This window comes from Kitasatospora sp. NPDC052868, from assembly GCF_044547105.1.
Classification (GTDB): Bacteria; Actinomycetota; Actinomycetes; order Streptomycetales; family Streptomycetaceae; genus Kitasatospora.
Map to the genome: position 1 here is coordinate 3026 of NZ_JBITZW010000013.1, position 24100 is coordinate 27125.

Sequence of the window (24100 nt, forward strand, 5' to 3'; positions counted from 1 at the left end):
CGGTGGGCCGCCGATCAATCTGAGCCGGGCCCCGGCGGGCGGGCCGGGGGGGGCCGCCGCCCCGGCGCGCGGGGGCGGGGGGCCGGCGCTGGCGGGGGTGGGGCTGCCGGGCGGGGGGGGGGCCGTCGGGGGGCGGCACGGGGTGGGTGGCGGCCCCCCGGCATGTCCGGTTGAGGGTCAGTCGGGCGGCTCCGGCGGCTGCGGGTCGGCCGGGCCCGGCGGCTCCGGCTCGGGCGCGCCCTCCCGGTCGGGCCGGGGCGGTTCCGGGGGCGGCAGCGGCGATCCGGGCGGCGCCGGCGGGTCGGGCAGCAACGGCGGCGGCGACGGGTCCCGCGGTGCGGGCCGGGTGATCGTGCCGCCGGGGACGGCGGGGGAGGAGTTCGCTCGTTCGGTCATGGGCGCCCGTCTGCCCCCGAATGCCGGCGCCAACCCCCCTTTCCCGCAGGTCGCGGCGGCCCTCCGGCAGCGATCGCCTGGGCGGGTGAATGATCGCGCAGACCCGGCGCGCCGCCTCACCGTACAACCGGTCGGGCATATCGGCGGGTTAGGTTCTGGCCCGTGACCGGCAACAACGCGGTCCTGGTGCTGGTGGTCGCCACCGCGCTGGGTTTCGACTTCACCAATGGATTCCATGACACCGGAAACGCCATGGCGACCTCGATCGTCACCGAGGCGCTCCGTCCGCGGGTCGCCGTCGCCGTCTCGGCGGTACTCAACCTGGTCGGCGCGTTCCTGTCGACCGCCGTCGCCGCGACCATCGCCAACGGCCTGGTCGACAGCGGCGTCGTGACCCTGACCGTGGTCTTCGCCGGTCTGGCCGGGAGCATCCTGTGGAACCTGGCCACCTGGTACCTCGGCATTCCCTCCAGCTCCTCGCACGCCCTCATCGGCGGCGTGGTCGGGGCCACGATGGCGGCGGCCGGCGCCTCCGCCATCAAATGGCAGGGCCTGGTCTCCAAGGTGATCGTGCCCGCCACACTGTCCCCGTTCATCGCCGGCACGGTCGCCGCGGTCGGCATCTACCTCGTCCACCGCCTCACCCGCGACGTGCCGGACGGCCCCCGCGGGCACGGCTTCCGGCTCGGCCAGGTCGGTTCGGCCTCCATGGTCTCGCTCGCCCACGGCACCAACGACGCGCAGAAGACCATGGGCGTCATCACGCTCGCCCTGATCGCCAACGGCACCCTGCACGCCGGCGCCAAGTCCCCGACCTGGGTGATCGCCTCCTGCGCGGTGGCGATCGCGCTGGGCACCTACATCGGCGGCTGGCGGGTCATCCGGGCCTTGGGCAAGGGGCTGGTGGAGATCGACTCGGCGCAGGGGATGGCCAGCGAGTCGGCCTCGGCCGCGGTGATCCTCTGCTCCACCGACTTCGGCTACTCGCTCTCCACCACCCATGTGGCCACCGGGTCGATCCTGGGCTCGGGCGTCGGGAAGCGGGGCGCCGTCGTACGCTGGCGCACCGCCCGCCGGATGGCGGTGGCCTGGCTGTTCACCCTGCCGGCCTCCGCGATGGTCGGCGCCGCGGCCTACTGGGCCGCGCACGGCATCGGCGGGACCATCGGCGTCGTGGTGATCTTCATCGTGCTGCTCCTCGCCGCGGCCGCGTTCTTCCTCGCCTCCCGCCGTGCGGCCGTCACGCCGGAGAACGTCAACGCCGCATGGACCGGCTCGGTGATCCCCGCCCCGGAAACGAGCAAGGCGGCCTAGGCCGTGCCTGACAATTCGCGGAGGCCCTGGTGAACTCCTGGATCAACCTGAACGCGCTGTGGAAGATCCTCGTGGTGGGTCTGCTCACCGGCGCCGGACTGCCGGCCCTGTTCGCCGTCGGGCTGCGCACCCTCAACCCGCCGCCGCGGGCGGGCGGGGCCGTGGCCGGGCGGCCGACCGCCGGGCCGGTCGGCTACGCGGTGGCCGGACTGTGCTTCGCCGCGGTCCTCGCCGCGATCGGCTGGGGCATCTCCGTCATCGTCAACCACAGCTGAACGGCCGGACGGCGAGGGAGAGCCGTGGCGGGGGAGCCCGGTCCTGACGCAGTGCCAGATCTTTCGAAAGACCGACACCTCGGCGGAATTCGGCGCAGCGGACTCCCGGATCTCGGATTCGACCGAGCGGCACTCCCCCCTCCGTCCGTGCGTGACGGAATTTCCGGGGTATGCGAAGGGAGCCGCCACGGCGGCCGGAAATCCGTGATGCGTCCGCATGTTCCGCAGGCTTCGCCCCCCCCGCCATCGACCGACGTCACCGACCGGCGCCGTCACCGGTTCGTTTCCGCCGGTCACCCGCGGTGTCCGGTCGCTGTACGGGGCCGGGCGGTCACCGGAGGGGCCGGAAATAACAATTCACTGCCGAGGTCTGTCCTGCATTCCAGCGGGGGCCTAGGCTGCGGCGCGTGTCGATCCTTCGAAGATTTCGTGCCTCCGGTCCACGCCTGCTGCCGGAACTCGACGACGTCGACCTCGGTCGTGTGCGGCGACAGCTGAATTCCCTCGGGATTCCCGGGCAGGGCGCGATTCAGGTCGACCAGGTCGAGCGGCTGGTCCAGCAGGCCGGTACGGACTGGGACCGCCGTGGGCACCGCCTCGCCGTGCTCGCCGAGGCCGCCGCGCCCTCCGGGCTCGCGCGCTCCTGGCGGTTGCGCCGCCCGAACAGCGCCGACGCGATGGTCTTCGAGGCCTGGGTCGAGCTGATCCGCGGCCGGTACGCGGGGCGGATGGAGGACGCCCGGGCCGCCGCCGACCACTGCTACCGCGCCACCGGTGTCGTCCCCGAGGACCCCGCCCCCTGGGTGGTGCTGCTCGGGATCCTGCGTCTGATGCGCGCCGACTCGCGCGAGCTGTTCGCGGTCTGGAACGAGGTGGTCGAGCGCGACCCCTGGAACCGTGAGGCGCATCTGCAGATGCTGCGGTACCTGTCGCCGGAGGAGTGCGGCTCGCGCGGCAGGCAGCTGGAGTTCGTCGACACCGTCCGGACCTCCGTCCCGTCGACCGCGCCGGCCGTCGCGGTGGAGCTGACCGCGCTGGTCGACGAACACGCCAGGGTCGCCGCCAAGGGCGGGGTCGAAGGGCTGCTGGTGCGCCGTCAGTGGACCAACAGCCGGGCCGCGCGGGCACTGGACGCGGCCCTGGCCGAGTGGCCCCGCCCCGGCCATCTGCGGCACGCGGCCGCCCGCGCCGACCTCAACCTGCTGGCCTTCGCCCTCGTCCAGGCCGGCCGGCCGCGCGAGAGCGCCGCCGCGTTCGACCTGATCGGCGACACGGCCACCGCCTGGCCGTGGGTGCTCGAGGGCGAGCCGCTGCAGGAGTTCGGCTACTGGCGGTCCAAGGCGCTGGCCTGACGCCCGGTCCGTTGCGTGGCGGCTCGGGCGTGTTCTTCTCCCGTTCGGGCCGGGGCGGTGCGCGGGCTGACAGCGCGCTGTGCGCGGGTTGCCAGCGGTGGGGCGGAGGCTGAGGTCGTCCCGATCGGCCCGAGCGCAGAGGAACGGTTCCATGCCCCAGTCACTGCCCCACCACGCTGCTTCACCGGATCGCCCGGTGCGCCCCCCGCGCCGCCTGCGGGGGGCGCCGGCGGCGGTCACGGCCTCCGGTCTGGCCGTCGCACTGGCGGCGGTCGCGATCGCGGCCCCCGCTCCGGCGACGGCGGCCGCGCGGACCGCGCCAGCGGCGGCCGTGGACGGCGTCGAGGCCCAGCGGGCCCAACTGGCGAGGCTGGCAAAGGCGTTGGTGGCCGCCGGGGCGCCGGGTGTGATCGTCCGGGTGGACGACGGGCGGGGGCTGCCGGTGGAGGTGGTCGAGCAGGCCCCCTGGGCCGAGCGGGACGGCCGGCTCGCGGTGGGGGACGAGTTCCGGATGGGCTCCAACACCAAGACCATGATGGCCGTGCTGGTGCTGATGCTGGCGGCCGAGCACAGGCTCGACCTGGACGACCCGGTGGAGCGGTGGCTGCCGGGGAAGGTCCCGAACGGCGGGGCGATCACGCTGCGGATGCTGTTGAACCACACCAGCGGCCTGTTCGACTACACCGGGGACAGCGGCCTGCTGGCCTCGATCCTCGGCACGGACCCGCGGCGGTGGACCTCGCTGGACCTGCTCGCCCTGGGGGTCCGGCACGAGCCGCTGTTCGCGCCGGGCACGCGGTGGTCGTACAGCAACACGAACTACGCCGCGGTCGGCGCCGTCCTCGAACAGGTCACCGGGCAGAGCGCGGCCGACCTGCTCCGCGACCGGATCGCCCGGCCGCTGGGCCTGCGGCACACCTATCTCGCCACGGACTCGACCTGGCGCGGCCGGCACGCCCGCGGGTACGAGCCGGACCAGGCCCACATGCCGACGGGCGTACCCGCCGAGTACAGGGCGGTCGCCGGGCCGCAGCACGACGGCCGGGTGGACGTCTCCGGCAACGACCCGGGCTGGGGCGGGGCCGCCGGGGCGGTGGTGTCCACCGCGCAGGACTGGGCGCGCTTCCTCACCGCACTGATGTCCGGCCGGCTGCTGCCCGCGGCCCAGCTCGCACAGATGCGCACGACCGTCCCGATGGACCCGGAGAACCCGGTGAACGGGCCCGGCTCCGGCCTGGGCATCGAGACCGGTTCCACGCCCTGCGGGACGATCTGGGCCCATGACGGCGGGATCACCGGGTACTCCAGCAGCAACATCACCGACGTCACCGGCCGGCGCACCGCCACCGTGCTCGTCCCGACCGAGTTCGTGTACGAGTTCGAGGCCGACGAGGGGATCCTGGCGGCCGACCAGGCGCTCAAGACCGCGGTGATCTGCACCATGTTCGGCAAGGCCGTCCCGAGCGCCGCGGGCGCTACCGGCACGGGCTGAGCGAGCCGCCTGCGGGGGAGTCGGGCACGGGAGAGTCGGGAGAGGGGGAGTCGGGAGAGGGGGAGTCGGGCACGGTGAGGCTCGCGGAGACCAGGTCTCTGGCCTCGCCCCGGGTCAGCTCGGCGCCCTCGGCGTGGGCCGCCGCGAACCCGGGCTCCCCCAGGGCGGTGGCGGCCCGCCGGGCGATCCGCTGCACGTCGGCGTCGCCGGGCTCGCCGGCGCCGCGCAGGGCGGCGGCCGCGCCGAGCAGCCGGGCGGCGCCGGCCGGCCGGTCGCGGGCCAACGCGACCTCGGCGGCCACGACCGCGAGCCCGGCCGCGACCGGGGAGTCCCAGGTCAGCACCAGGCGCACCGCCGGGTGGTCGAGCCGGCGCACCGCGTCGTCGGGGAGCCCGTCGGCCGCGTCCACCTGGGCGAGCACGCCCAGCAGCAGGGCGGTCAGATGCGAGGGCGGCGCCTGGTCTGCGGGTGCCTCGGCCAGTGCGATCCGGGCGTGTTCACGGGCCGGCCCCGGGCGCCCGGCCCGCCACTCCAGGCGGGCCAGGCCCAGGCGTACCAGGGCCCACAGCTCCGCCGACCCGCTCTGCGCGACCTGGTCGAGCAGGCCCTCCAGGCGCCGCCGTCCGGCGGCCTCGTCCCCGGTCTGGGCATGGATCAGCGCGGCCTCCACGTCGTTCTCGACCGTGTACTCCCGCATGCCGAGCTCCCGGAAGCAGCGGGTGGCCCGCTCGTTCATCGCCAGGGCGGCGGCCGGGTCGCCGGAGCGCCGTCGGAGCGACCCGAGGGCGCCCAGCGTGGTCGCCAGGCCCCACCGCTCCCCGAGCTCCTCGAAGCCGGTCAGCGCGCGGGAGAGCAGGTCGCCGGCGAGGGAGAGGTCACCGGCGTGCATGGCCAGCCGGCCCCGGACCGCCAGCCCGAACGACCGGCTCCAGGGACCGCGCCGTCCGTCGTCCGGGTGGTCCCGGTCCCGGCTGTCGGGTTCGCCGCCGCCCCGGTCCCCGGCCGCCGGGGCGGTGACCGCGATGGCCAACCGGGCCAGCTCCAGCAGGGGGTGGAGGGTGGGATCGACGCCCGCCACCGCCCGCCCGATCCGGCCGACGGCGGCCTCCGCCTGCTGCGGCGTACCGACCTCCGCGGTGCCGAGAGCGTGGGCCACGACCACCAGCGTCCGGGCCGCCGGGTCGGCCGGCCCGGGCACCTCCAGCACTCTCCCGAGCAGGTCCAGCGACTCCGGAGGGTTGCCCCGCAGGGACCAGAACCAGCCCAGCGCGGCACCGAAGCGGACCGCCGTGTCGGCGTCCCCCGCCTCGACCGCCCAGCGGATCGCGGCCGCCAGGTTGTCCCGCTCGGCCGACAGCCGGGCCAGCCAGCGCAGTTGGCCGCCGGTGCGTAGAAGGGGATCGGCGCGCTCGGCCAGGTCGAGCAGGAACCCGACGTACCGCCCGCGGACGGCGTCGGCCTCCGTGCGCAGGGCGAGCTGCTCCAGGCCGTACTCCCGGATGGTCTCCAGCATCCGGTAGCGCGGCTCACCCGGGTCGGCGGCCCGGACGGGGTGCAGCAGGGACTTGTCGACCAGGGCCGCCAAGACCTCCCGGACGTCGGGGACCCGGACGTCGGGGGCCCGGACGTCGGGGGCCCGGACGTCGGGGGCCCGGACGTCGGGGGCCCGGACGTCGGGGGCCTGGAGGTCGGGCTCGCCGACAGCCTGCGCCGCGTCCTCGGTGAAGCCGCCGGGGACCACCGCCAGCCGTTCCAGGAGTACCCGCTCCTCGTCGTCCAGCAGCTCCCAGCTCCAGGCCGCCACGGCCCGCAGGGTCCGGTGCCGGGGCAGCGCGGTGCGACTTCCCCCGGTGAGCAGCCGGAACCGGTCGTCCAGCCGGGCCCTGACCACCTCGATCGGCAGCGTGCGCAGCCGCGCCGCGGCCAGTTCGATCGCCAGCGGCAGGCCGTCCAGGCGCCGGCAGATCTCGACCGCGGCCGCCAGCGCGTCGCCGTCCGCGGTGAAACCGGGACGCACCGCGGCGGCCCGGTCGTGGAACAGCCGGACCGCCGCACAGGCGCGGGCCTGCCGGTCCGGCGCGCCCGGTGCGGGCAGCTCGAGCGGGAGCACCGGGTGCAGGGTCTCACCGTCGATCCGCAGCGGCTCCCGGCCGGTGGCCAGCACCCGCAGCCGGGGGCACCGGCGCAGCAGCGCCTCGGCCAGCCGCGCGGCGGCCTCGACCACGTGCTCGCAGTTGTCCAGGACCAGGACCAGCTCGTCGTCCCCCAGCGCCTCGACCAGCCGGTCCACGGCGTCCTCGCCGCCGGGGCCGCGGCGCCCGGGCGGAGCGGCCTCCCGCATCCGCAGCACGTCGAGTACCGCGCGGGGCACGTCGTCCGCGCCGACCGGGGCCAGGGCGGCGAACCACACCCCGCCGGCCGGGGTGAGCCGCCGGCCGGCGGTGACGGCCAGCCGGGTCTTGCCGGAGCCCCCGGGCCCGACCAGGGTGACCAGCCGGGCCGTGTCGAGCAGTCCGAGCACCCGGCGGACGTCCTCTTCCCGGCCCACGAAGCTGGTCAGCGGCGCGTCCAGGTTGCCGCGCACCTTCGAGCGGTCGGGCCGCGGCCCGGGGATCTCGCCGCGCAGCACGGCGAGGTGGGCCGCCTGCAGCTGTGGCCCCGGGTCGCTGCCGAAGTCCTCGGACAGCCGGCCGCGCAGCCGCTGGTAGACGGCCAGCGCCTCGGCGCCCCGGCCGCCGGCGGCCAGGGCTCGGACCAACTGGGCGTGCAGCCGTTCGTGCAGCGGGTGTTGCGCGGTCAGCGACTCCAGTTCGGCGACCAGACCGGGCTCGGCGCCGAGCACGAGGTCGGCCTCGATCCGGTCCTCCAGGGCGGCCAACCGGGCCCGCTCCAGCCGGGCGGCCTCGGCCTCGGCGAACGGCGCCTCCCGGACGTCCGCCAGCGCGCCGCCGCGCCACAGGCCCAGCGCCTCCCGCAGGGCGGCGGCGGCCTCGGCGGGCCGGTCCTGCGCGAGCAGAAGCCGGCCCGAGCGGGCCAACCGCTCGAACCGGACGACGTCCACCGCGTCCGCCTCGACCGCGAGCCGGTACCCGCCCGGATCCGAGCCGAGCAGCGCCGGATCGCCCAGCACCCGCCGCAGCCGGGACACCAGCGACTGCAACGCGTTCGCCCGGTCGCCCGGCGCCGTCTCCTCGCCCCACAGCGCCCGCGCCAACTCCTCGGCCCGTACGGCCCGTCCGGCGTCCAGCGCCAGCCGTGCCAGCAGGGCCCGCAGCCGGGGCCCGCCCACCGGCACCGGGCCGCCGCCGCTGTCCAGCACCAGAGCTCCAAGCAGGCCGACACGCACCCGCCCACTATCCCAGCCCCGCCGTCCCGACCGTCAACCCGTACCTGGCCCACCGTCAGCCGTAACAGAGGAGGGGTCAGCTCGCCGGCGAGGGCGGGGGGATGGGGATAGCCCCCGCACCAACCCGGGCGTCAGCAGGATGGGGGGCCGGTGCGACGGCCGGGCAGGATGATCATCAACGGGGGACGGACAACAGAACCAAGGAGAGAGCGATGAGGGCACGTACGGGGATCGCAGCACTGTGCGCGGGATTGTGCGCGGTGGCGGTGTCGGGATTCCTCCCGGCGACGGCGGTGGCGCAACGGGTGCCGGGACCGCCGCCCGCCGGCCTTCGCGAGGGCATCGAGCAGATGGTCGCGGACGGGTTCCCGGGAGCCGTGGCGTACGCCAGGCGCGGCGAGGCGGAGTCGCGGATTGCGGCCGGTCTCGCGAACACGGCGACCGGCGAGCGGGCCCGGCCGGACCAGCGGTTCCGGATCGCCAGCAACACCAAGTCGTTCGTGTCGACGGTGCTCCTGCAGCTCGAGGGCGAGGGACGGCTCTCGCTGGACGACAACGTGGAGAAGTGGCTGCCCGGCGTGGTCCAGGGAGCCGGCAACGACGGCCGGGCCATCACCGTCCGGCAGCTGCTCAACCACACCTCGGGCATCTACGACCCCACGACCGAGCCGGAGTTCTTCGCTCCCTACCTGGAGCGCCACGAGTGGGACCACGTCTACACCCCGCGGGAGGTGATCGCCCGCGCCGTTCGGCACAAGCCGCTGTTCGCGCCCGGCGGCGGCTGGTCGTACTCCAACACCAACTACCTGCTCGCCGGTCTGGTGATCGAGGCGGTCACCCACCACAGCGCACTCGCCGAGATCCAGCGGCGGATCCTCGCCCCGCTCGGCCTGAAGGACACCTCCTTCCCGGTCACCGACCCCGAGATCCACGGCCCCCACCTGCACGGTTACGACCTCAAGGGACAGGACGTCACCCGGTTCAGCCCGTCGTACGACTGGACCGCCGGTGCCATGGTCTCCACGGTCGACGACCTGGCCCGCTTCCACCGGGCGCTGTTCACCGGCAAGCTGCTGCGGCCCGCCCAGCAGCGCGAACTGCTCACCACGGTGGAGTTCCCGGACGAACCGGCGTACGGACTCGGCGTGCAGAGGATGGACGTGCCGTGCGGCTCGGAGCCGGACTCCGACTCGGTCGACGTCTGGGAGACCGACGGCGGCGGACCGGGCTACACCAGCGTCGCGCTCACCACCGCCGACGGCGAGCGACAGCTGGTCCTCGCCGTCAACGTCTTCGACCTCGGGGCCGACCTGAAGCACCAGGCGCCCGTCCCGCGGAGCAAGGGCCTGGTGAAGGCGCAGGTGGCAGCGCTGTGCGACTGACCTGACGGTAGGACCGCGACTGCCGCGGGGCTGCGGCCGGTACGGCGCAGCCCCGCGACAGGGCCGGGTCGGACGCGGTCAGACGCGGTCGGCCGCGATCAGGACGTACTGGAAGGAGCCGTCCTTGTAGGAGGAGATGAACGCCTCCTCGATGCCCGTGACGAGGGAGGAGGTGGCGCGCAGCTCCCAGTAGGGCAGGGTGTCGGGCGTCAGGTCGATGACGGCCTGCGGCACCAGGCGGTTGTCCGCCATCGCCCGCAGGTACTCCCGGCGGGAGTGGATGTTGCACTCGAAGTGCGCGTTGATCTGGGACACCCACTTCGAGGGCTGCCCGTAGACCGGGTTCCAGCAGCCGGTGATGGTCACGTAGCGGCCGCCGACGGCGAGCATCCGGGAGTGCTCGGCGAAGAGGTCGTGCAGGTCGACGTACATGCTGGACTCGTTGTTCCAGGAGGCCGCCACCTCGCCCGTCCCGAAGGGCGTGTCGAGCATGTTGCAGACGCGGGAGCGGACCGAGCCGTCGATGCCGAGCTCCCGGGCGCGCCGGTTGCCGAACTCGGCCTGCTTGGCCGACAGGGTGACGCCCTCGACCTTGCAGCCGAAGCGCTGGTGGGCCATCACCATGGAGCCGCCGCGGCCGCAGCCGGCGTCGACCAGGGTGGCATCGCGCGGGATGGCGCCCAGGTTGTCCAGGAGCACGTCGGCCTGGGCGGACTCCAGCCGGTGCAGCTCGGTGATCACCTTCTTCTCGCGCTCGCTGTCGCCGGGGTCGCCCAGCGAGGCGTGGTCGACGTCCCCGATGCCGTAGTGGTGGTGGTAGAGGCCGTCCACGTCGCCCAGGCGCAGGTTCACGGGCCGGGCCTCGTGGTTCCAGTACTGGGCGATGTCGTTCTGGTAGGGCGTTGCCGGTCCGGGAACGGTGGCAGCGGTGGTCACGGCGGGCAGGTCAGTTGTGGTCATGGATGGCTCCTTGGTTACCAGAAGTCGGGCAGGCTGTATCGGTAGGTGTTGTGCTGGTGCCAGTAGTGGTTGCCGTCGACCCACGCGGCCACGCCGCGCAGGAAGCGCACCAGGACGGGGGTCGGACAGGCGGCGGCCAGCGCGGCCGCCTCGGCCTCGAACTCGTGCATGAGCTCGTTGTGGACCTCGACCGCCTTCAGATAGGCGTCGCGGGTGGTGCGGTCCTCGTGTTCGGCGATCACCACGGGCAGGTTCATGTGCCGTCCCGGGCCTGCGAGTTCCTTGGTGTACGAGTAGAGGTCGTTGACGATGGTCGTGGCGTTGGAGGCGAGCGCGATCACCCGCTGGAGGGCGGGCACCGAGTGGAGGTCGGCGGGCAGTTCGTAGCCGCCGACGGTGTCCGTGATGGTCGGACAGGGGCGGAAGTTGTTGAACTGGCGCATCGCCAGGTACTCCCACACCGCGGGGACGTGCTCCGTCTCCGTCCAGGCCGCCTCGGCGAGGTACCCCAGGTGCAGCCGGGCCATGTCGTGCCGGAACCGGTCGGTCTGGGAGGGGCTGGCCGCGCGGGTGAAGTAGTCCATCGCCGAGCGGTAGGCGCGCCGGGGGGCGTCCGAGAGGAGCGACTCCTCCCAGACCGGCTGGTACTCCGGTGCGGTGTGCAGCGGGTCCAGCGCCGTGTGGGCCAGCAGCAGGCGCCCGCCGAGGCCGACGGGCGAGCCGCCGTGGTCCTCGCAGTAGTAGTCGTCGACGGCGTTCTCGGCGACCATCAGCCGGGCCGCGAGCATCAGACGGTCGACGTCGGGGGCGTCGGGATGGCAGACCACCATGTACTTGCCCACCGAGAAGCCGTCGAACTGGTCCTCCAGCTCCGGCGGGTACAGCTCGACCTCCTCCAGCGCCCACTCCTTGACCCGCAGGCCGACCTCCGCCGAGCGCTCCGGGTCGGGATCGGGCACGGGGTGGTGGTACAGACCCGGGATGGGGTCGCCGGGCTTGGGCTTGGCCGCGCGCGGTGCGAGGTGCAGGCCCGTGGTGCCCAGGCCGCTGGGGCCGCCGAGGATCCGGTCCAGGGCGGTGTTGCTCATGACCGAACCGCCGACGGCTCCGCGGTGTTCTCCGGTCCGGTGTCCACGGACATGGAAGGGCCTCCCTCTGTGAAGGACTGCAGGTCATGGCGGTTCGTCGCCTGGGCGCAGCAGGAGGGGGTGCCGTACCCCGAGCCCCCTGGTCGCTCGCTGATCAACGGTAGGGCGGGTGGACCGATTGGAGGCGTCCTAGCGTGCTGCCTGCACCCGATGGGGTGAACGTTGCCCATGAGAGGGTTTGAAATGAAAATGCTTCGATCTTGCCGGTCGGGGCCGTCGGGAGGCAGCATCGACGGACCGTCAGGACTGCTGCGCCGCCGCCTCGAAGCGGGCGATGGCGGCCTCGGCCAGGGCGAGGTCGGCCGCGGTGTCGGCGGTGGCGTCGACGGTCAGTCCGGGCTCGTCCGGTTGCAGCGGTTCCAGGGTGTCGTACTGGGAGTCCAGTAGCCGGGCGGGCATGAAGTGCCCGGCCCGGTGGGAGATCCGGACGCGGGCGGTCTCCCGGTCGAGGGCCAGGTGGAGGAACCAGACGCCCGGCCCGGCCGTCCGGAGCTCGTCGCGGTACTCCCGCTTCAGGGCCGAGCAGGAGAGCACCGCACCCCGGTGGGCGCGGGTGGTGGCCCGGATCCAGTCGGTCAGGCCGCGCAGCCAGGGTTCGCGGTCGGCGTCGTCGAGGGCGCGCCCGGCCGTCATCTTGGCGATGTTCGCCGCCGGGTGGAAGTCGTCGCCCTCCACGAACGGCACGTCGCGGCGCTGGGCGAGCAGGTGCCCCAGGGTGGTCTTGCCCGAGGCGGCGACGCCCATGACCACCACGACCGTCGGTGCCGGTCCGGATCTCCGCACAGTGCCTCTCCCCGGCCTCGGCCGCCTCGCCCCGTCCTGGAGATCATGCCCGGCGGGTCGGTGGAACGGGCGGTCCGGGCACGGGGGGCCGCCACGACTACCCGATTGGCTCCGGCCGGGGAGCCGGGGAGCCGGGGAGCCGGGGAGCCGGGTGGCGGGGCGCGTCCGGCCCGTCGTCCCGGGAGCGTCGGGGGATTGCCGCCGGCGCCGATCGCTGCTGAGATCCCTCCATGAGCCCGACAGACGCCGACACCGGCCGGCCCCCGGCCAGGATCCTGCTGCCCTACTCGCCCGCGCGGATCGGCGGCCTGCCCCCGTCTCCGTCCTCCCCCGGGTCCGCCGGCTCCCCGGAGCTGCCCGTGGCGCTCTGGGACGGCCGGGGCGGCGAGCCGTCCGAGCGGCTGCTGCGCGAGGTGGAGCTCCTGGTCATCCCCTACACGTACACCTCGGTCGCGGTGCCGCTGCTCGCCCGGATGCCGCGGCTGCGGGTGGTGCAGAGCCTGTCGGCGGGCGTCGACGACCTGCTGCCCTTCCTGCCGGACGGGGTGACGCTCTGCAATGCGAAGGGTGTCCACGACGCGAGCACGGCCGAGCTCGCGCTCACCCTCGTCCTCTCCGCGTTGCGCGGTCTCCCCGGCCTGGTGCGCGCGCAGGACGCCGAGGTCTGGCAGGACGGGTTCTTCCCCTCGCTCGCCGACCGGACGGTGCTGGTCGTCGGCTACGGCTCGATCGGCGCGGCCGTGGAGGAGCGCCTGGTGCCGTTCGAGTGCGAGGTGCTGCGGGTGGCCCGCAGCGCCCGCCCGGCCCCGCGCGGGCCGGTGCACGCCCTCGCGGACCTCCCCGCGCTGATCCCCCGCGCCGACGTGGTGGTGCTGACCGTCCCGCTGACCGCACGGACCCGCGGGCTGGTCGACGCCGGCTTCCTGGCCGCCATGAAGGACGGCGCCCTGCTGGTGAACGTGGCGCGGGGCGCCGTGGTGGACACGGACGCCCTGCTGGCGGAGCTGCGGAGCGGACGGCTCGGCGCGGCCCTCGACGTCACGGACCCGGAGCCGCTGCCCGCCGGGCACCCGCTGTGGCACGCCCCCAACACGCTGATCACCCCTCATGTGGGCGGCAACAGCTCCGCGTTCCTGCCCCGGGCCCTGCGCCTGATCCGCACCCAGCTGGAGCGCTTCCTCGCCGGGGAAGCGCTGGAGAACGTGGTGGTGGCCGGCAGCCGGTAGCCCGGTTCCCGCTAGGCCGTCGGGGGGACAGACCGCGCCCGCCGGGCGAGCCGCTCCCCGTGGCGCGGGCCCGGCCGGGAATCGTGGTCCCCCGTGCCGGCCTGCGGCCAACGACGGGAGACAGCAGTGAGCTCAGCAGCGGATGAGGGACGCCGGCCGGTGCCGCCGATCCTCCGTGGACAGAAGGCCCTGGTGACCGGGGCGAACTCCGGGATCGGGAAGGCGACCGCGATCGGCCTGGGCCGCGCGGGCGCCGACGTGGTGGTCAACTACGTCTTCGGCCCCGAGGCGGCCGAGGAGGTGGTCCGGGAGATCACGTCCTTCGGCGTGCGGGCCTACGCCCACGAGGCGGACGTGTCCCAGGAGGACCAGGTCGTCGCGATGGTCGACCGGATGGTCGAGGAGTTCGGCACCATCGACATCATGGTGGCCAACGCCGGGCTGCAGCGGGACGCCGCCATCGCGGACATGACCCTCGCCCAGTGGCAGAAGGTACTGGACGTCAACCTCACCGGCCAGTTCCTGTGCGCCCGGGAGGCCGCGAAGGAGTTCCTCCGCCGGGGCGTGGTGCCCGAGGTGTCCCGCTCGGCCGGGAAGATCGTCTGCATGAGCTCGGTCCACCAGATCATCCCGTGGTCGGGCCACGTGAACTACGCCGCCTCCAAGGGCGGCGTCCTGATGCTGATGGAGACCCTCGCCCAGGAGCTCGCCCCGAAGGGGATCCGGGTGAACGCCGTCGCCCCGGGTGCGATCCGCACCCCCATCAACCGCAGCGCCTGGGACACCCCCGAGGCCGAGGCGGACCTCCTTCGGCTGATCCCCTACCGCCGGGTCGGCGACCCCGAGGACATCGCGAACGCGGTGACCGTCCTGGCCTCCGACCTGATGGACTACGTCGTCGGCACCACCCTCTACGTCGACGGCGGGATGACCCTCTTCCCCGGCTTCGCCACCGGAGGCTGATCGCGGAGTGTCCCACCACCTGGCACACCACCTCACGCACCAGCTGGCTCACCAGCTGTCCGGGCCGCTGGGCGGGGCCCGGCTGCTGGCCGACACACCCGCCCAGCTGCTCCCCGCCCGGGAGCTGATGGCGTTCACCCTGGCCTCCCACATCCTGCTGGTGCCGCTGGGGGTGGCCCTGCCGTTTGTGACCCTGGTGATGCACCACCGCGGGCTGCGCAAGGGCGACCCGACCGCACTGCTGCTGGCCCGGCGCTGGTCCGCCGTGATGGCCGTTCAGTTCGCGGTCGGCATCGTCACCGGCACCGTGCTCTCCTTCGAGTTCGGGCTGCTCTGGCCGGGCATGATGGGCCGGTGGGGGGACGTCTTCGGCCTCGGCTTCGGCGTGGAGGCCTGGGCGTTCTTCCTCGAGGCGATCCTGATCGCGATCTACCTCTACGGCTGGCGCAGGCTGAAGCCGTGGACGCACTTCTGGCTCGGCGTACCGCTGCCGCTGGCCGCGCTGCTCGGCGCGTTCGGCATCATCGCCGCGAACTCCTGGATGAACACCCCTCAGGGCTTCACCCTCGACGCCGACGGCAGGCCCATCGACGTCAAGGTCCAACAGGCCGTCTTCACACCGATGTTCGGCCCGCAGTACTGGCACTTCGTCGTCGCGATGTTCCTGACCGCGGGCTACGTGGTGGCCGGCGTCTACGCGGTGGGGTGGCTGCGCGGCCGCCGGGACCGCTACCACCGCCTCGGCTTCACCGTGCCGTTCACGGCCGCGGCGATCCTCACCCCCGTGCAGTTCGTGCTCGGCGACGCCATCGCCCGGGCGGTCTTCCACAAGCAGCCCGTCAAGTTCGCCGCCACGGAGCTCGTCTGGGACACCGACACGCACGTGCCGGAGTACCTGTTCGGCCGCCTGCAGGAGGACGGGACCATCAAGGGCGGTCTGAAGATCCCCCAACTGGACTCCATCCTGGCCGGGTTCACCCCCAGCACCCAGGTCACCGGGCTGACCTCGGTACCCGCCTCGGACCGTCCGACCGTCACCCAGGCCACGATCGCGCACTGGGCCTTCGACATCATGGTCACCATCGGCAGCCTGCTGATCCTGCTCGCGCTCTGGTACGGCTGGTGCTGGCTGCGCCGCCGCGACCTGCCGCGCTCCCGGTGGTTCTTCCGGTGCGCCGCGGTGGCCGGTGCGGCCAGCCTGCTCACTGTGGAGTGCGGCTGGATCACCACCGAGGTGGGCCGCCAGCCGTGGATCGTCTACCAGAACATGCGGGTCTCCGAGGCCGTTACCCCCACCGCCGCCGCCTCGCTGTGGACCATGTTCGGGGTCGTCGTCACGGTGTACGTCCTCGTGTTCGGCGCGTTCCTCGTCGTCGTCCTGAAGATGCGCACCCGCTGGCGGCTCGCCGACTCCGGGCCCGGCCGCGCCCTGGCCGAGGGACCCGAGACGGACACCCCCTACGGTCCGCGCCCGGAACCGGCCTCCAACGCCCCGGGCACCCACCGCGCACCCGGGAGCGAGCTGTGACCGCGGACATCGTCTCCTGGATCCTGCTGGCCGCGATCGCCGCCTACGCCTGCGGCGGCGGGGTCGACTACGGCGCCGGGTTCTGGGACCTGCTGGCCGGCGGTGCCGAGCGCGGCAAGCGCCCCCGCTGGCTGATCGACCACGCCATGGCACCGGTCTGGGAGGTCAACAACGTCTGGCTGATCTTCGTCCTGATCCTGATGTGGACCGGCTTCCCGGTGTTCTTCCAGACGGTGTTCACCGCGCTCTGGCTCCCACTGGCCCTGGCCGCCATCGGGATGGTCCTGCGCGGCGCCGGGTTCGCGCTGCGCAAGCCCACCCGCAGACTGGCCGCCCGCCGCGTCTACGGCGCCGTGTTCGCGGTGTCCTCGCTGCTCACGCCGTTCTTCCTGGGCGCCGTCATCGGCGGCGTGGCCTCCGGGCGGGTCGCCCCCGGCACCACGGCCTCGGCGGACGCCTGGGCCAACACCACCTCGATCATGGCGGGGCTGGGGGCCGTCGCCGCCACCGCCTTCCTCGGCGCGGTGTTCCTCACCGCGGACGCCCGCCGCTTCGGGGCCCGCGACCTGATCGGCTACTTCCGGCTGCGGGCCTGGATCGGCACCGCGGCCCTGCTGGTCACGGGCGTGCTCGCGTTGGTCGTGACCGACCCGCACGCCTCGTACGTGCACCACGGGCTCACCCACGGGATCGGGCTGCTGCTCCTCCTGCTCGCCGCGGCGGCCGCGGTGGTCACGGCCTGGCTGGTCGCGGGCCGGGCCGCCGGGTGGGCGCGCTACTCCTCGGTGGCCGCCGTGGCCCTGGTGGTCGCCGCCTGGGGAGTCGCCCAGCGGCCGTACCTGGTGCCCACCTCGCTGACCGTCCAGCAGGCCGCGGGGGCGAGCGCGCCGCTCCAGTGGATGCTCATCGTCGCGGGCGTCTCCCTGCTGCTGATCGGCCCCGCGCTCGTCGTGCTGTATCGCCTCGACACCCACGGGGTGCTGGAGCCGCTCTCCGACGAGGACGTCGCCCGGTGACGACCCCGCCGCCCCGCGGGCGCCCCGCCGGGTAGTACCGACCCCCAGGAGGCACCACCGTGACGCCGAACCAGGTGCTGACCGGCGTGGGACTGATCGTGGTCCTGGCCGTCGGCTCCCAGCTGCTGGCGAGCCGGCTGCGGATCCCGGCGCTGCTCATCCTGCTGCCGGCCGGATTCACCGCCGGCGCGCTCACGGACGACGTCGACCCCGAACAGCTGCTGGGCCCCGCCTTCTCCCCGCTGGTCTCGCTGGCGGTCGCGGTGATCCTCTACGACGCCGGCCTCGAACTGGACCTCAAGCGGCTCCTCGGCCACAACCGCCGCATCGTGGTCCGGCTCATCGTCCTCGGCACACTGATCACCGGGGTGTCGGCGGCACTGTTCGCCGTTCCGGTCCTCGGCCTGTCGATGTCGGCGGCGGTGATGCTGGGAGCGATCCTCGTCGTCTCGGGTCCGACCGTGGTGGGTCCGCTGCTCCACTTCGTCCGCCCGACCGAGCGGCTGCAGCGGATCCTCTTCTGGGAGGGCGCCCTGATCGACCCGGTCGGCGGCATCCTGGGCGCCTTCGTGTTCCACGGCGTCGTCGCCGCCCAGCAGGAGGGCGTCGGCAGCCAGATCGGCCAGTTCTGGGTCAGCGCGGCGGTCGGCGCGGCCGGCGGCGCGGTCGGCGCCGCCGTGCTGTGGCTGCTGCTCCACCACCTGAGGCTGCACGAAGTGCTGGGCACCACAGTGCAGTTCGCCGCCGTGGTGGGCATCGCGGCCGCCTGCGACATCATCCGCGACGACACCGGTCTGATCGCCGCGGTCGTGATGGGGATGGCCCTGGCCAACCTGCCGGGCCTGGACATCCCGGCCCGCCGGCCCTTCTTCGAGACCCTGGTCTCGCTGATCATCGGCGTGCTGTTCGTGTCCATCTCGGCCACCGTCACCCCGCAGTCCCTGCGGCCGGTGGTGTTCCCGACCCTCGCGCTGGTCGCCCTGCTCGTCCTGGTGGTCCGGCCGCTGGTGGCGCTCCTCGCCACCGCGCGCACCGATGTGTGGGGCGGGGAGCGGTGGTTCATCGGATGGATGGCGCCGCGCGGCATCGTCGCCGCGGCCACCGCCTCCACGTTCTCGGTCACCCTGGTCAAGGACGGCATCGGCGGCGCCGACCGGATCCTGCCCGCGACCTTCCTGGTGATCGTCGCCACCGTCATGCTGTACGGCCTGACCGCCTTCCCGGTCGCCCGGCGGCTCGACGTGCTGCGCCCCGCGCGGTCCAGGCCGCTGCTGGTCGGCGGCGACCCTTGGGCGGTCGACCTCGGGCGCGCGCTGCGCTCGGCCGGACTGGACGTCCTGATGTGGGCGGGCGCCGACGACCAGCGCGCCCGGATCGAGGCGGCGGGCCTGAAGCTGGCACCGGGTGAACTGGTCGCGGCGGCCACCGGCGCGGGCGCGGAGCTGGAGGGGATCACCGGGGTGCTGCTGCTCACCGAGGAGGACGACTTCAACGCGCTCGCCTCGGTGACCCTGAGCGAGAACGTCGAGGGGCCGGTGATGCGCCTCGGTCCTTCGGCCCGCAGCCAGGGCGTGGTGGCGCCGTACGTGGGCGGCGAGGCGCTCTTCGCGGCGGGCCTGACCAGACCGGAGCTGGTCCGTCGGTACGACGGCGGGGCGCGGATCGTGGCGCACCCGGTGGACGCCGGGCTGCGGCCGGATCACGAGCTGCTGTTCCTGGTGCGCCCGGACGGGCGGCTCGACCCGGTCACCGAGACGGGCAGCCCCACGCCGGGTGCCGGGGACATCGCCGTCCTGCTGAGCCCGGACGCCGGGTGGCCGGCTGGGTGACCCGGCCGCGGCCGCCGGTGCCTGCCGGGCCTGCCGGGTCTGCCGGGTGGCCGGTCAGCGGATCCGCTCCGCGATGTGGTCGCCGACCCGCAGCGCGTTGGCGATGGCGGTCAGCGAGGGATTGACCGCGCCGATGCTCGGGAAGAAGCTCGTGTCCACCACGTACAGGTTGTCCAGGTCGTGGGCCTTGCAGTTCACGTCGAGCGCCGCGCTCTTCGGGTCACTGCCGAAGCGTACGGTGCCCGCCTGGTGCGCGGTGGCGCCGATCGGCATCCCCTTGTGCAGGTAGAGGCTGTGCGGCAGGAGGTGGTGCGGATGCATGCCCAACCTCCCGAGCATGTGCTGCAGTTTGTGCTGGAGCCGCCGCAGGCCCGCGATGTTGTTCTTCTCGTCCAGGGCCAGGTGGATCCCGCCGTCCGCGTCCAGGGTGACGCGGTTGTCCGGCTGCGGGAGGTCCTCGCCGCACAGCCAGAAGTCCACCGCGTGGTGGGCCAGCACCTCGAACGGCACGTCCGGGGAGGCCAGTCCGGCCCAGCGCGGCGCCTCGCCCTGGATCTGGTCCGCGTCGGACTTGCCCAGCATCTGGATCCCGCCGAGCGGGAACTCCCAGTCGTCCGCGCCCAGGTACCAGTCGTTCATCGCGAGGGTCTTCTGGAACTGCGTGTCGTTCGGCTCCTTCGACACCGCCATCAGGGCGAGGTTGTTGTGCCGCATGTAGTGCCGGCCGACGGTGTCGGAACTGTTGGCCAGCCCGTTCGGGTGCCGGTCGTTGGCCGAACGCAGCAGCAGCACCGCCGAGTTCACCGCCCCGCAGGCCACCACGACGATGTCGGAGCGGAAGGTGGCGGTCGTCCCGTCCGTGAGCTCGGCGACCACGCCGGTGACGCTGCGCCCGGTCGGGTCCGTCTCCAGCGTGCGGACGTCGGCGCCGGTGACCAGCCGGACGTTCGGGTGCCGCAGTGCGGGCTCGACGCAGACCACCTGGGCGTCCGCCTTGCCGCGCACCAGGCAGGGGAAGCCGTCCACCCGGTTGCAGCGGATGCAGACGCTGTCGTGGGTCGCGCGGCCCTGCTCGTCCTGGGTGAGGTTCACGCCGATGGGCAGGTGGAACGGGTGCAGCCCCTGCTTCTCCAGGTCGTCGCTGAGCTGCTGGATCCGCGGCTCGTGCTGCACCGGGGGGTAGGCGTACTGGGCGCTGGCCGGCCCCTCGCCCGGGTCCTCCCCGTGCCGTCCGTGCACCAGGTAGAGGTGCTCGGCCTGGGTGTAGTACGGCTCCAGGTCCTCGTAGCGGATCGGCCACGCGGGGGAGAGGCCGCTGTGGTGGCGGATCTCGCCGAAGTCCTCGGGGCGCAGCCGGAACAGCGCGGCGCCGTAGAACTTGGTGTTCCCGCCGACGTAGTAGTTGACCTCGGGCGGGAACGGGTCGCCGTTCCTGTCGTACCAGAACTCGGGCGCCCGGTACTTGCCCTTGACGAAGACCGCGGTCGACTCCCAGTTGTCCCGCTCCCGGGGGAGGTAGCCGCCGCGTTCGAGGAGCAGGATGCGCTTGCCGGTGGGGGCCAGCCGGTGGGCGAGGGTGCCGCCGCCCGCGCCGGTGCCGATGATGATGACGTCGTAGTGCTGCTGGGTGTCGGCCATGTCGGCCGCCTCCGTGTCGTCGGGGCAGGGTGTCTGCCGGGTGTGACGGTCACAGGATCGCGATCGGGTTGACGGGCGAGCCGGTGGCCAGGGGGAGCCGCAGCGGCGCGACCACGCAGAGGAAGGACCACCGGCCCTCCTGTGCGCAGAGCGGCACCAGGTCCTCGAACTGGAGGTAGTCGAGGAGGTGGAGCCCGAGGGCGTGGACGCCGAGCACGTGCACCGGGAAGGCCACGCCGTCGGTGGCGCTCGGGGCGGTGTCGTTGTTGCCGTCGCCGCCGAGGACGGCCACCCGGCGCTCGGCGAGGAACTCCATGGCGGCGGGGTGGAGTCCGGCCCGGCTGCGCGCAGCGTCCCAGGGGCCCGTCTCGACCCGTCGGCGGCGGTGTCCGACCCGGACGAGGAGGAGGTCGCCGGCGCGGACCCGGACGTGCTGGGCGGCCTCGGCGGCGGCCAGGTCGTCGGCGGTGACGTGGTCGCCCGGTTCCAGCCAGCGCACCCCGCGCAGCCGGGGGATGTCCAGCAGGACGCCGCGGCCGACGATGCCGTTCCCGGCCGCTTCGACGGAGAGCGCGGTGGCGCCGTCCGCGGTGACGGTCGCCGCCGGGACGCCGCCGTGCAGCGTGCCGTCGTAGACGACGTGGCAGAGCGCGTCGAGGTGGCTGTCGGCGTCGCCGTGCACGTTCATGCCGAACCGGTCGGTGGCGAAGTGGAGTCCGCTGCCGTCGGCCGCCGCCTCCGGGGGGCTGGTCAAGCGGTGGTCGGCCGGGTGGGGGTTGTCGGGGGCGGTCCCGGTCTCCACCGGGGAGGAGAGGGTGACCGTCCGGCCCGAGCGGACCTCGGCCGCCGCGTCGCGCACCGTCTCCGGGGTGAGGGCCGCCAGGGCGCCCCGCCCGCCGCCGGGATCCACCGCCAGCCCGCACAGCCGCTCGTAGAGGGCCCTGAACTCGGCCCGGCTCTGGTGCTGTTGACGGGCCGGTGCGCGGTGCACGCCGGGGCGGGCCGGAGCCGGACCCCGGGCCGGCTCAGCGTTGCCGGTCAAGGGCCTCGTCCAGGGTCCCGGCGGCGGTGATCAGCGACAGGTGGGTGAACGCCTGTGGGAAGTTGCCGAGTTGCTCGCCGGTGGGGCCGATCTCCTCGGCGAAGAGCCCGACGTGGTTGGCGTAGGTGTGCATCTTCTCGAAGGTGTACCGGGCGGGGCGCAGTCGGCCGGCCCGGGCCAGCGCGTCCACGTAGAGGAAGGTGCAGAGGCTGAAGGTGCCCTCGGAGCCGCGCAGTCCGTCCGGCGAGGCCGCCGGGTCGTAACGGTAGACGAGGCTGTCGGACACCAGGGTGCGGTCCATCGCGTCCAGCGTGGACAGCCAGGACGGGTCCCGGGGCGAGACGAAGCCGACCCGGGGCATCAGCAGCAGCGAGGCGTCCAGGACCGGATCCCCGCCGTAGTGCTGGACGTAGGCCTGTATCTCATCGTTCCAGCCGTGCTCCATGACCTGTTCCAGGACGGTGTCGCGGGCCTTCGTCCAGAGCTCGGTGTTGGCGGGCCGGCGGAAGTCGGCGGCCAGCCGCAGGCCGCGGTCGAAGGCGGCCCAGCACATCACCCGGCTGTAGGTGAAGTCCTTGCGCCCCCCGCGGGTCTCCCAGATGCCCTCGTCGGGCCGGTCCCAGGAGTCGGCCAGCCAGTCGAGGTTCCTGGACAGTATCTTCCAGCCCCGGTAGCCGGCCTGGGTCGCGATCTCGCGCCCCTCAGAGAGGGCGTAGAGCGCCTCGCCGTAGATGTCCAGTTGCAACTGGTCGGCGGCGGCGTTGCCGAGCCGCACGGGGGCGGACCCGCGGTACCCCTCCAGGTGGCCGAGGACCTCCTCGCTCAGCAGCGGCTCCCCGTCGACCCGGTACATGATCTGCAGCGGTTCGCCGCCCTTGCCCGCCGAGTCGCGCAGACGGTCGCCGAGCCAGTGCGTGAAGTCCGTCGCCTCCTCCACGAACCCGAGGTCGAGCAGGGCCCGCACGGAGAGCGAGCCGTCGCGCACCCAGGTGTACCGGTAGTCCCAGTTGCGCTCGCCGCCGACCTGCTCGGGCAGGCCCATCGTGGCGGCGGCGACCGGGGCGCCGGTGGGGGCGTAGGTGAGCAGCTTCAGCGTGATGGCGGAGCGGTTGACCATGTCGGGCCAGCGGCCGCGGTAGTTGGAGCCGTGCACCCAGGACTGCCAGAACCCGGCGGTCTCCCACAGCTGTGCGGTGACCCCGTCGGCGGTGGGCGGCGGCGGGGGCGGCCCGTCGGCGTCGCAGACGGTGAGCACGGCTGCGGCCTCCTGGCCGACGTTCAGGGTGAAGGAGCCGCGCACGTCGTTGCCGTCGCGCTCCATCGGAAAGGTGGTCTGGAGGTACGCGGTGACCCCGGGGGCCCGGAAGACGGCCTCGTGGTCCTGCACGTCGAGTCCGTGGGTGGCCCGGCCGTAGTCGAACCGGGGCCGGCACTCCAGGTCGAAGCGGACCGTTCCGCGCACCGTGCGGACCGCCCGCATCAGGGTGTGGCGGTCACTGGCCGTGCGGGAGTGGTGCGGCGGCATCCAGTCGAGCACCTCGCCGACGCCGTCGGTGGACATGAAGCGGGTCACCAGGACGGCGGTGTCGGGGTAGTAGAGCTGTTTGCAGGAGGTCTCCGCGTCGGCGGGCGACAACCGGAAGTAGCCGCCGCGGTCGTGGTCGAGCAGCGCGGCGAAGATACTCGGGGAGTCGAACCGAGGAGAGGCGAACCAGTCGACCACGCCCTGTGAGGAAACCAGTGCGGAGGTCTGCAGGTCGCCCACCAGACCGTGGTCGGCGATGGGGGGGTATCGGTCCATGAGGGTCCAATCTCAGAAAGATCCCTGCCCATCCACTATCCGCCAACCGGGGGACGCGCGCGCCCGGAGTCGGTACGCACCCGGAGTCGGTACGCGCCCCGCCCCGCCCGGCCCGGGTGAGCCGGGCCGGGTTGCCGAATGGTGTTACTGAAGTGGGCCGCCCGCGCGTCCGCCGGGCCGGTCCGATCCGGGGCCGGGAGCCGTGAACGGGCGTCAGAACCCCTGGAGGTTCAGGATGGACATGATCCATGTCCGGGCGGTGAGCCCGCCGGACCTCACCGACGAGGTCGTCGCCGTGGTGTTGATCGTGGTAGGCACCGCCGCGCTCCGCTGCCAGCGGGAGATCTGGCGCCGCGTCGGCCTGCGCCACGGGCGCGCCGAAGGGTCGTAGCGCCCCGGTCCGGCCGGGCCGACCGGACCGGACCGGGCCTGTGCGCCCGGCGGCGCGCATGAACCGGATCAGGGTGTCGTACACCGCCCCGGCGACCGCCTGGTTCGCGCGTCCGGGCACTGGGCCGTAGGGGTGACAATCCGGCCGCCGCCCCCCGGACGGGACCGGCGCTGCCGGGAGTCGCCGCCGCCGCGTGATATCACGGCCTGAATGCCCTC

At 73.7% G+C, this 24100-nt stretch carries 18 protein-coding genes and 1 pseudogene; 11 read left to right on the forward strand and 8 right to left on the reverse strand.

The window, feature by feature from the left end:
- Nucleotides 1-177: 177 nt before the first annotated feature.
- The gene (locus ACIGZJ_RS22305; protein WP_396458852.1) at nucleotides 178-396 is read right to left on the reverse strand and encodes a hypothetical protein; all 219 of its coding nucleotides are present in this window, start codon (nucleotides 394-396) and stop codon (nucleotides 178-180) included.
- A gap of 162 nt (nucleotides 397-558) precedes the next feature.
- Here ACIGZJ_RS22305 and ACIGZJ_RS22310 point away from each other — a divergent pair, with 162 nt between their 5' ends.
- The 4 genes from ACIGZJ_RS22310 (at nucleotide 559) to ACIGZJ_RS22325 (ending at nucleotide 4829) form a co-directional block, all read left to right on the forward strand.
- On the forward strand, nucleotides 559-1710 hold the full coding sequence (locus ACIGZJ_RS22310; RefSeq protein ID WP_396458853.1) for an anion permease: 1152 nt from the start codon (nucleotides 559-561) through the stop codon (nucleotides 1708-1710).
- 29 nt (nucleotides 1711-1739) lie between these two features.
- Nucleotides 1740-1985 carry a hypothetical protein gene (locus ACIGZJ_RS22315; RefSeq protein WP_396458854.1) on the forward strand — a complete coding sequence of 82 codons (246 nt, stop codon included), beginning with the start codon at nucleotides 1740-1742 and terminating at the stop codon, nucleotides 1983-1985.
- A gap of 407 nt (nucleotides 1986-2392) precedes the next feature.
- Nucleotides 2393-3337: a hypothetical protein gene (locus ACIGZJ_RS22320; RefSeq protein WP_396458855.1), complete on the forward strand. Its 945-nt coding sequence runs from the start codon at nucleotides 2393-2395 to the stop codon at nucleotides 3335-3337.
- Between the two features lie 196 nt (nucleotides 3338-3533).
- Entirely contained in the window at nucleotides 3534-4829 is a 1296-nt protein-coding gene (locus ACIGZJ_RS22325; RefSeq protein ID WP_396458856.1) for a serine hydrolase domain-containing protein, read from the forward strand.
- On the opposite strand, the gene ACIGZJ_RS22330 is transcribed toward ACIGZJ_RS22325, so the two are convergent.
- Nucleotides 4813-8175: a BTAD domain-containing putative transcriptional regulator gene (locus ACIGZJ_RS22330; RefSeq protein ID WP_396458857.1), complete on the reverse strand. Its 3363-nt coding sequence runs from the start codon at nucleotides 8173-8175 to the stop codon at nucleotides 4813-4815. The two genes, ACIGZJ_RS22325 and ACIGZJ_RS22330, sit on opposite strands and share 17 nt — an antisense overlap.
- 212 nt (nucleotides 8176-8387) lie before the next feature.
- On the opposite strand from ACIGZJ_RS22330, the gene ACIGZJ_RS22335 reads away from it, so the two are divergent.
- On the forward strand, nucleotides 8388-9557 hold the full coding sequence (locus ACIGZJ_RS22335; RefSeq protein WP_396458858.1) for a serine hydrolase domain-containing protein: 1170 nt from the start codon (nucleotides 8388-8390) through the stop codon (nucleotides 9555-9557).
- A gap of 78 nt (nucleotides 9558-9635) precedes the next feature.
- On the opposite strand, the gene ACIGZJ_RS22340 is transcribed toward ACIGZJ_RS22335, so the two are convergent.
- From ACIGZJ_RS22340 to ACIGZJ_RS22350, 3 genes and pseudogenes are all read right to left on the reverse strand, one after another.
- Complete coding sequence (locus tag ACIGZJ_RS22340) at nucleotides 9636-10517, reverse strand: geranyl diphosphate 2-C-methyltransferase (protein WP_396458859.1); 882 nt, start codon at nucleotides 10515-10517, stop codon at nucleotides 9636-9638.
- A gap of 14 nt (nucleotides 10518-10531) precedes the next feature.
- Nucleotides 10532-11578 (reverse strand): annotated as a pseudogene (locus ACIGZJ_RS22345) (family 2 encapsulin nanocompartment cargo protein terpene cyclase); the annotation flags it as partial.
- Between the two features lie 327 nt (nucleotides 11579-11905).
- Entirely contained in the window at nucleotides 11906-12409 is a 504-nt protein-coding gene (locus ACIGZJ_RS22350) for a gluconokinase (protein ID WP_392939345.1), read from the reverse strand.
- A 269-nt stretch (nucleotides 12410-12678) separates the two neighbouring features.
- Between ACIGZJ_RS22350 and ACIGZJ_RS22355 the strand changes: the two genes are divergently transcribed.
- From ACIGZJ_RS22355 to ACIGZJ_RS22375, 5 genes are all read left to right on the forward strand, one after another.
- The gene (locus tag ACIGZJ_RS22355; RefSeq protein ID WP_396458860.1) at nucleotides 12679-13674 is read left to right on the forward strand and encodes a 2-hydroxyacid dehydrogenase; all 996 of its coding nucleotides are present in this window, start codon (nucleotides 12679-12681) and stop codon (nucleotides 13672-13674) included.
- Between the two features lie 168 nt (nucleotides 13675-13842).
- Complete coding sequence (locus ACIGZJ_RS22360; RefSeq protein ID WP_396459023.1) at nucleotides 13843-14637, forward strand: SDR family oxidoreductase; 795 nt, start codon at nucleotides 13843-13845, stop codon at nucleotides 14635-14637.
- A gap of 127 nt (nucleotides 14638-14764) precedes the next feature.
- Nucleotides 14765-16165 carry a cytochrome ubiquinol oxidase subunit I gene (locus ACIGZJ_RS22365; protein WP_396459024.1) on the forward strand — a complete coding sequence of 467 codons (1401 nt, stop codon included), beginning with the start codon at nucleotides 14765-14767 and terminating at the stop codon, nucleotides 16163-16165.
- Nucleotides 16162-17181 carry a cytochrome d ubiquinol oxidase subunit II gene (locus tag ACIGZJ_RS22370; RefSeq protein WP_396458861.1) on the forward strand — a complete coding sequence of 340 codons (1020 nt, stop codon included), beginning with the start codon at nucleotides 16162-16164 and terminating at the stop codon, nucleotides 17179-17181. Before ACIGZJ_RS22365 ends, ACIGZJ_RS22370 begins: the two co-directional genes overlap by 4 nt.
- Nucleotides 17182-17240: 59 nt before the next feature.
- A complete protein-coding gene (locus ACIGZJ_RS22375; RefSeq protein ID WP_396458862.1) occupies nucleotides 17241-19010 on the forward strand; it encodes a cation:proton antiporter in 1770 nt (589 codons plus the stop codon).
- A 54-nt stretch (nucleotides 19011-19064) separates the two neighbouring features.
- On the opposite strand, the gene ACIGZJ_RS22380 is transcribed toward ACIGZJ_RS22375, so the two are convergent.
- Genes ACIGZJ_RS22380 through ACIGZJ_RS22390 form a run of 3 tightly spaced genes read right to left on the reverse strand, consistent with a single transcriptional unit; the run spans nucleotide 19065 to nucleotide 23491 of the window.
- The gene (locus tag ACIGZJ_RS22380) at nucleotides 19065-20648 is read right to left on the reverse strand and encodes a GMC oxidoreductase (protein WP_396458863.1); all 1584 of its coding nucleotides are present in this window, start codon (nucleotides 20646-20648) and stop codon (nucleotides 19065-19067) included.
- A 49-nt stretch (nucleotides 20649-20697) separates the two neighbouring features.
- Entirely contained in the window at nucleotides 20698-21639 is a 942-nt protein-coding gene (locus tag ACIGZJ_RS22385) for a cyclase family protein (RefSeq protein ID WP_396459025.1), read from the reverse strand.
- A 34-nt stretch (nucleotides 21640-21673) separates the two neighbouring features.
- The gene (locus tag ACIGZJ_RS22390; RefSeq protein WP_396458864.1) at nucleotides 21674-23491 is read right to left on the reverse strand and encodes a glycoside hydrolase family 15 protein; all 1818 of its coding nucleotides are present in this window, start codon (nucleotides 23489-23491) and stop codon (nucleotides 21674-21676) included.
- 235 nt (nucleotides 23492-23726) lie between these two features.
- On the opposite strand from ACIGZJ_RS22390, the gene ACIGZJ_RS22395 reads away from it, so the two are divergent.
- Nucleotides 23727-23882, forward strand: coding sequence for a hypothetical protein (locus tag ACIGZJ_RS22395; RefSeq protein ID WP_396458865.1), 156 nt, complete (start codon nucleotides 23727-23729; stop codon nucleotides 23880-23882).
- The last annotated feature ends 218 nt before the right edge of the window (nucleotides 23883-24100 follow it).

Bases quoted from the DNA above. Each gene is read 5' to 3' on its own strand.
- ACIGZJ_RS22355 (WP_396458860.1), top strand. From the start codon at position 12,679: ATGAGCCCGACAGACGCCGACACCGGCCGGCCCCCGGCCAGGATCCTG.
- ACIGZJ_RS22390 (WP_396458864.1), bottom strand. From the start codon at position 23,491: ATGGACCGATACCCCCCCATCGCCGACCACGGTCTGGTGGGCGACCTG.
- ACIGZJ_RS22365 (WP_396459024.1), top strand. From the start codon at position 14,765: ATGGCGTTCACCCTGGCCTCCCACATCCTGCTGGTGCCGCTGGGGGTG.
- ACIGZJ_RS22340 (WP_396458859.1), bottom strand. From the start codon at position 10,517: ATGACCACAACTGACCTGCCCGCCGTGACCACCGCTGCCACCGTTCCC.
- ACIGZJ_RS22350 (WP_392939345.1), bottom strand. From the start codon at position 12,409: ATGGGCGTCGCCGCCTCGGGCAAGACCACCCTGGGGCACCTGCTCGCC.
- ACIGZJ_RS22380 (WP_396458863.1), bottom strand. From the start codon at position 20,648: ATGGCCGACACCCAGCAGCACTACGACGTCATCATCATCGGCACCGGC.
- ACIGZJ_RS22335 (WP_396458858.1), top strand. From the start codon at position 8,388: ATGAGGGCACGTACGGGGATCGCAGCACTGTGCGCGGGATTGTGCGCG.
- ACIGZJ_RS22395 (WP_396458865.1), top strand. From the start codon at position 23,727: ATGGACATGATCCATGTCCGGGCGGTGAGCCCGCCGGACCTCACCGAC.
- ACIGZJ_RS22305 (WP_396458852.1), bottom strand. From the start codon at position 396: ATGACCGAACGAGCGAACTCCTCCCCCGCCGTCCCCGGCGGCACGATC.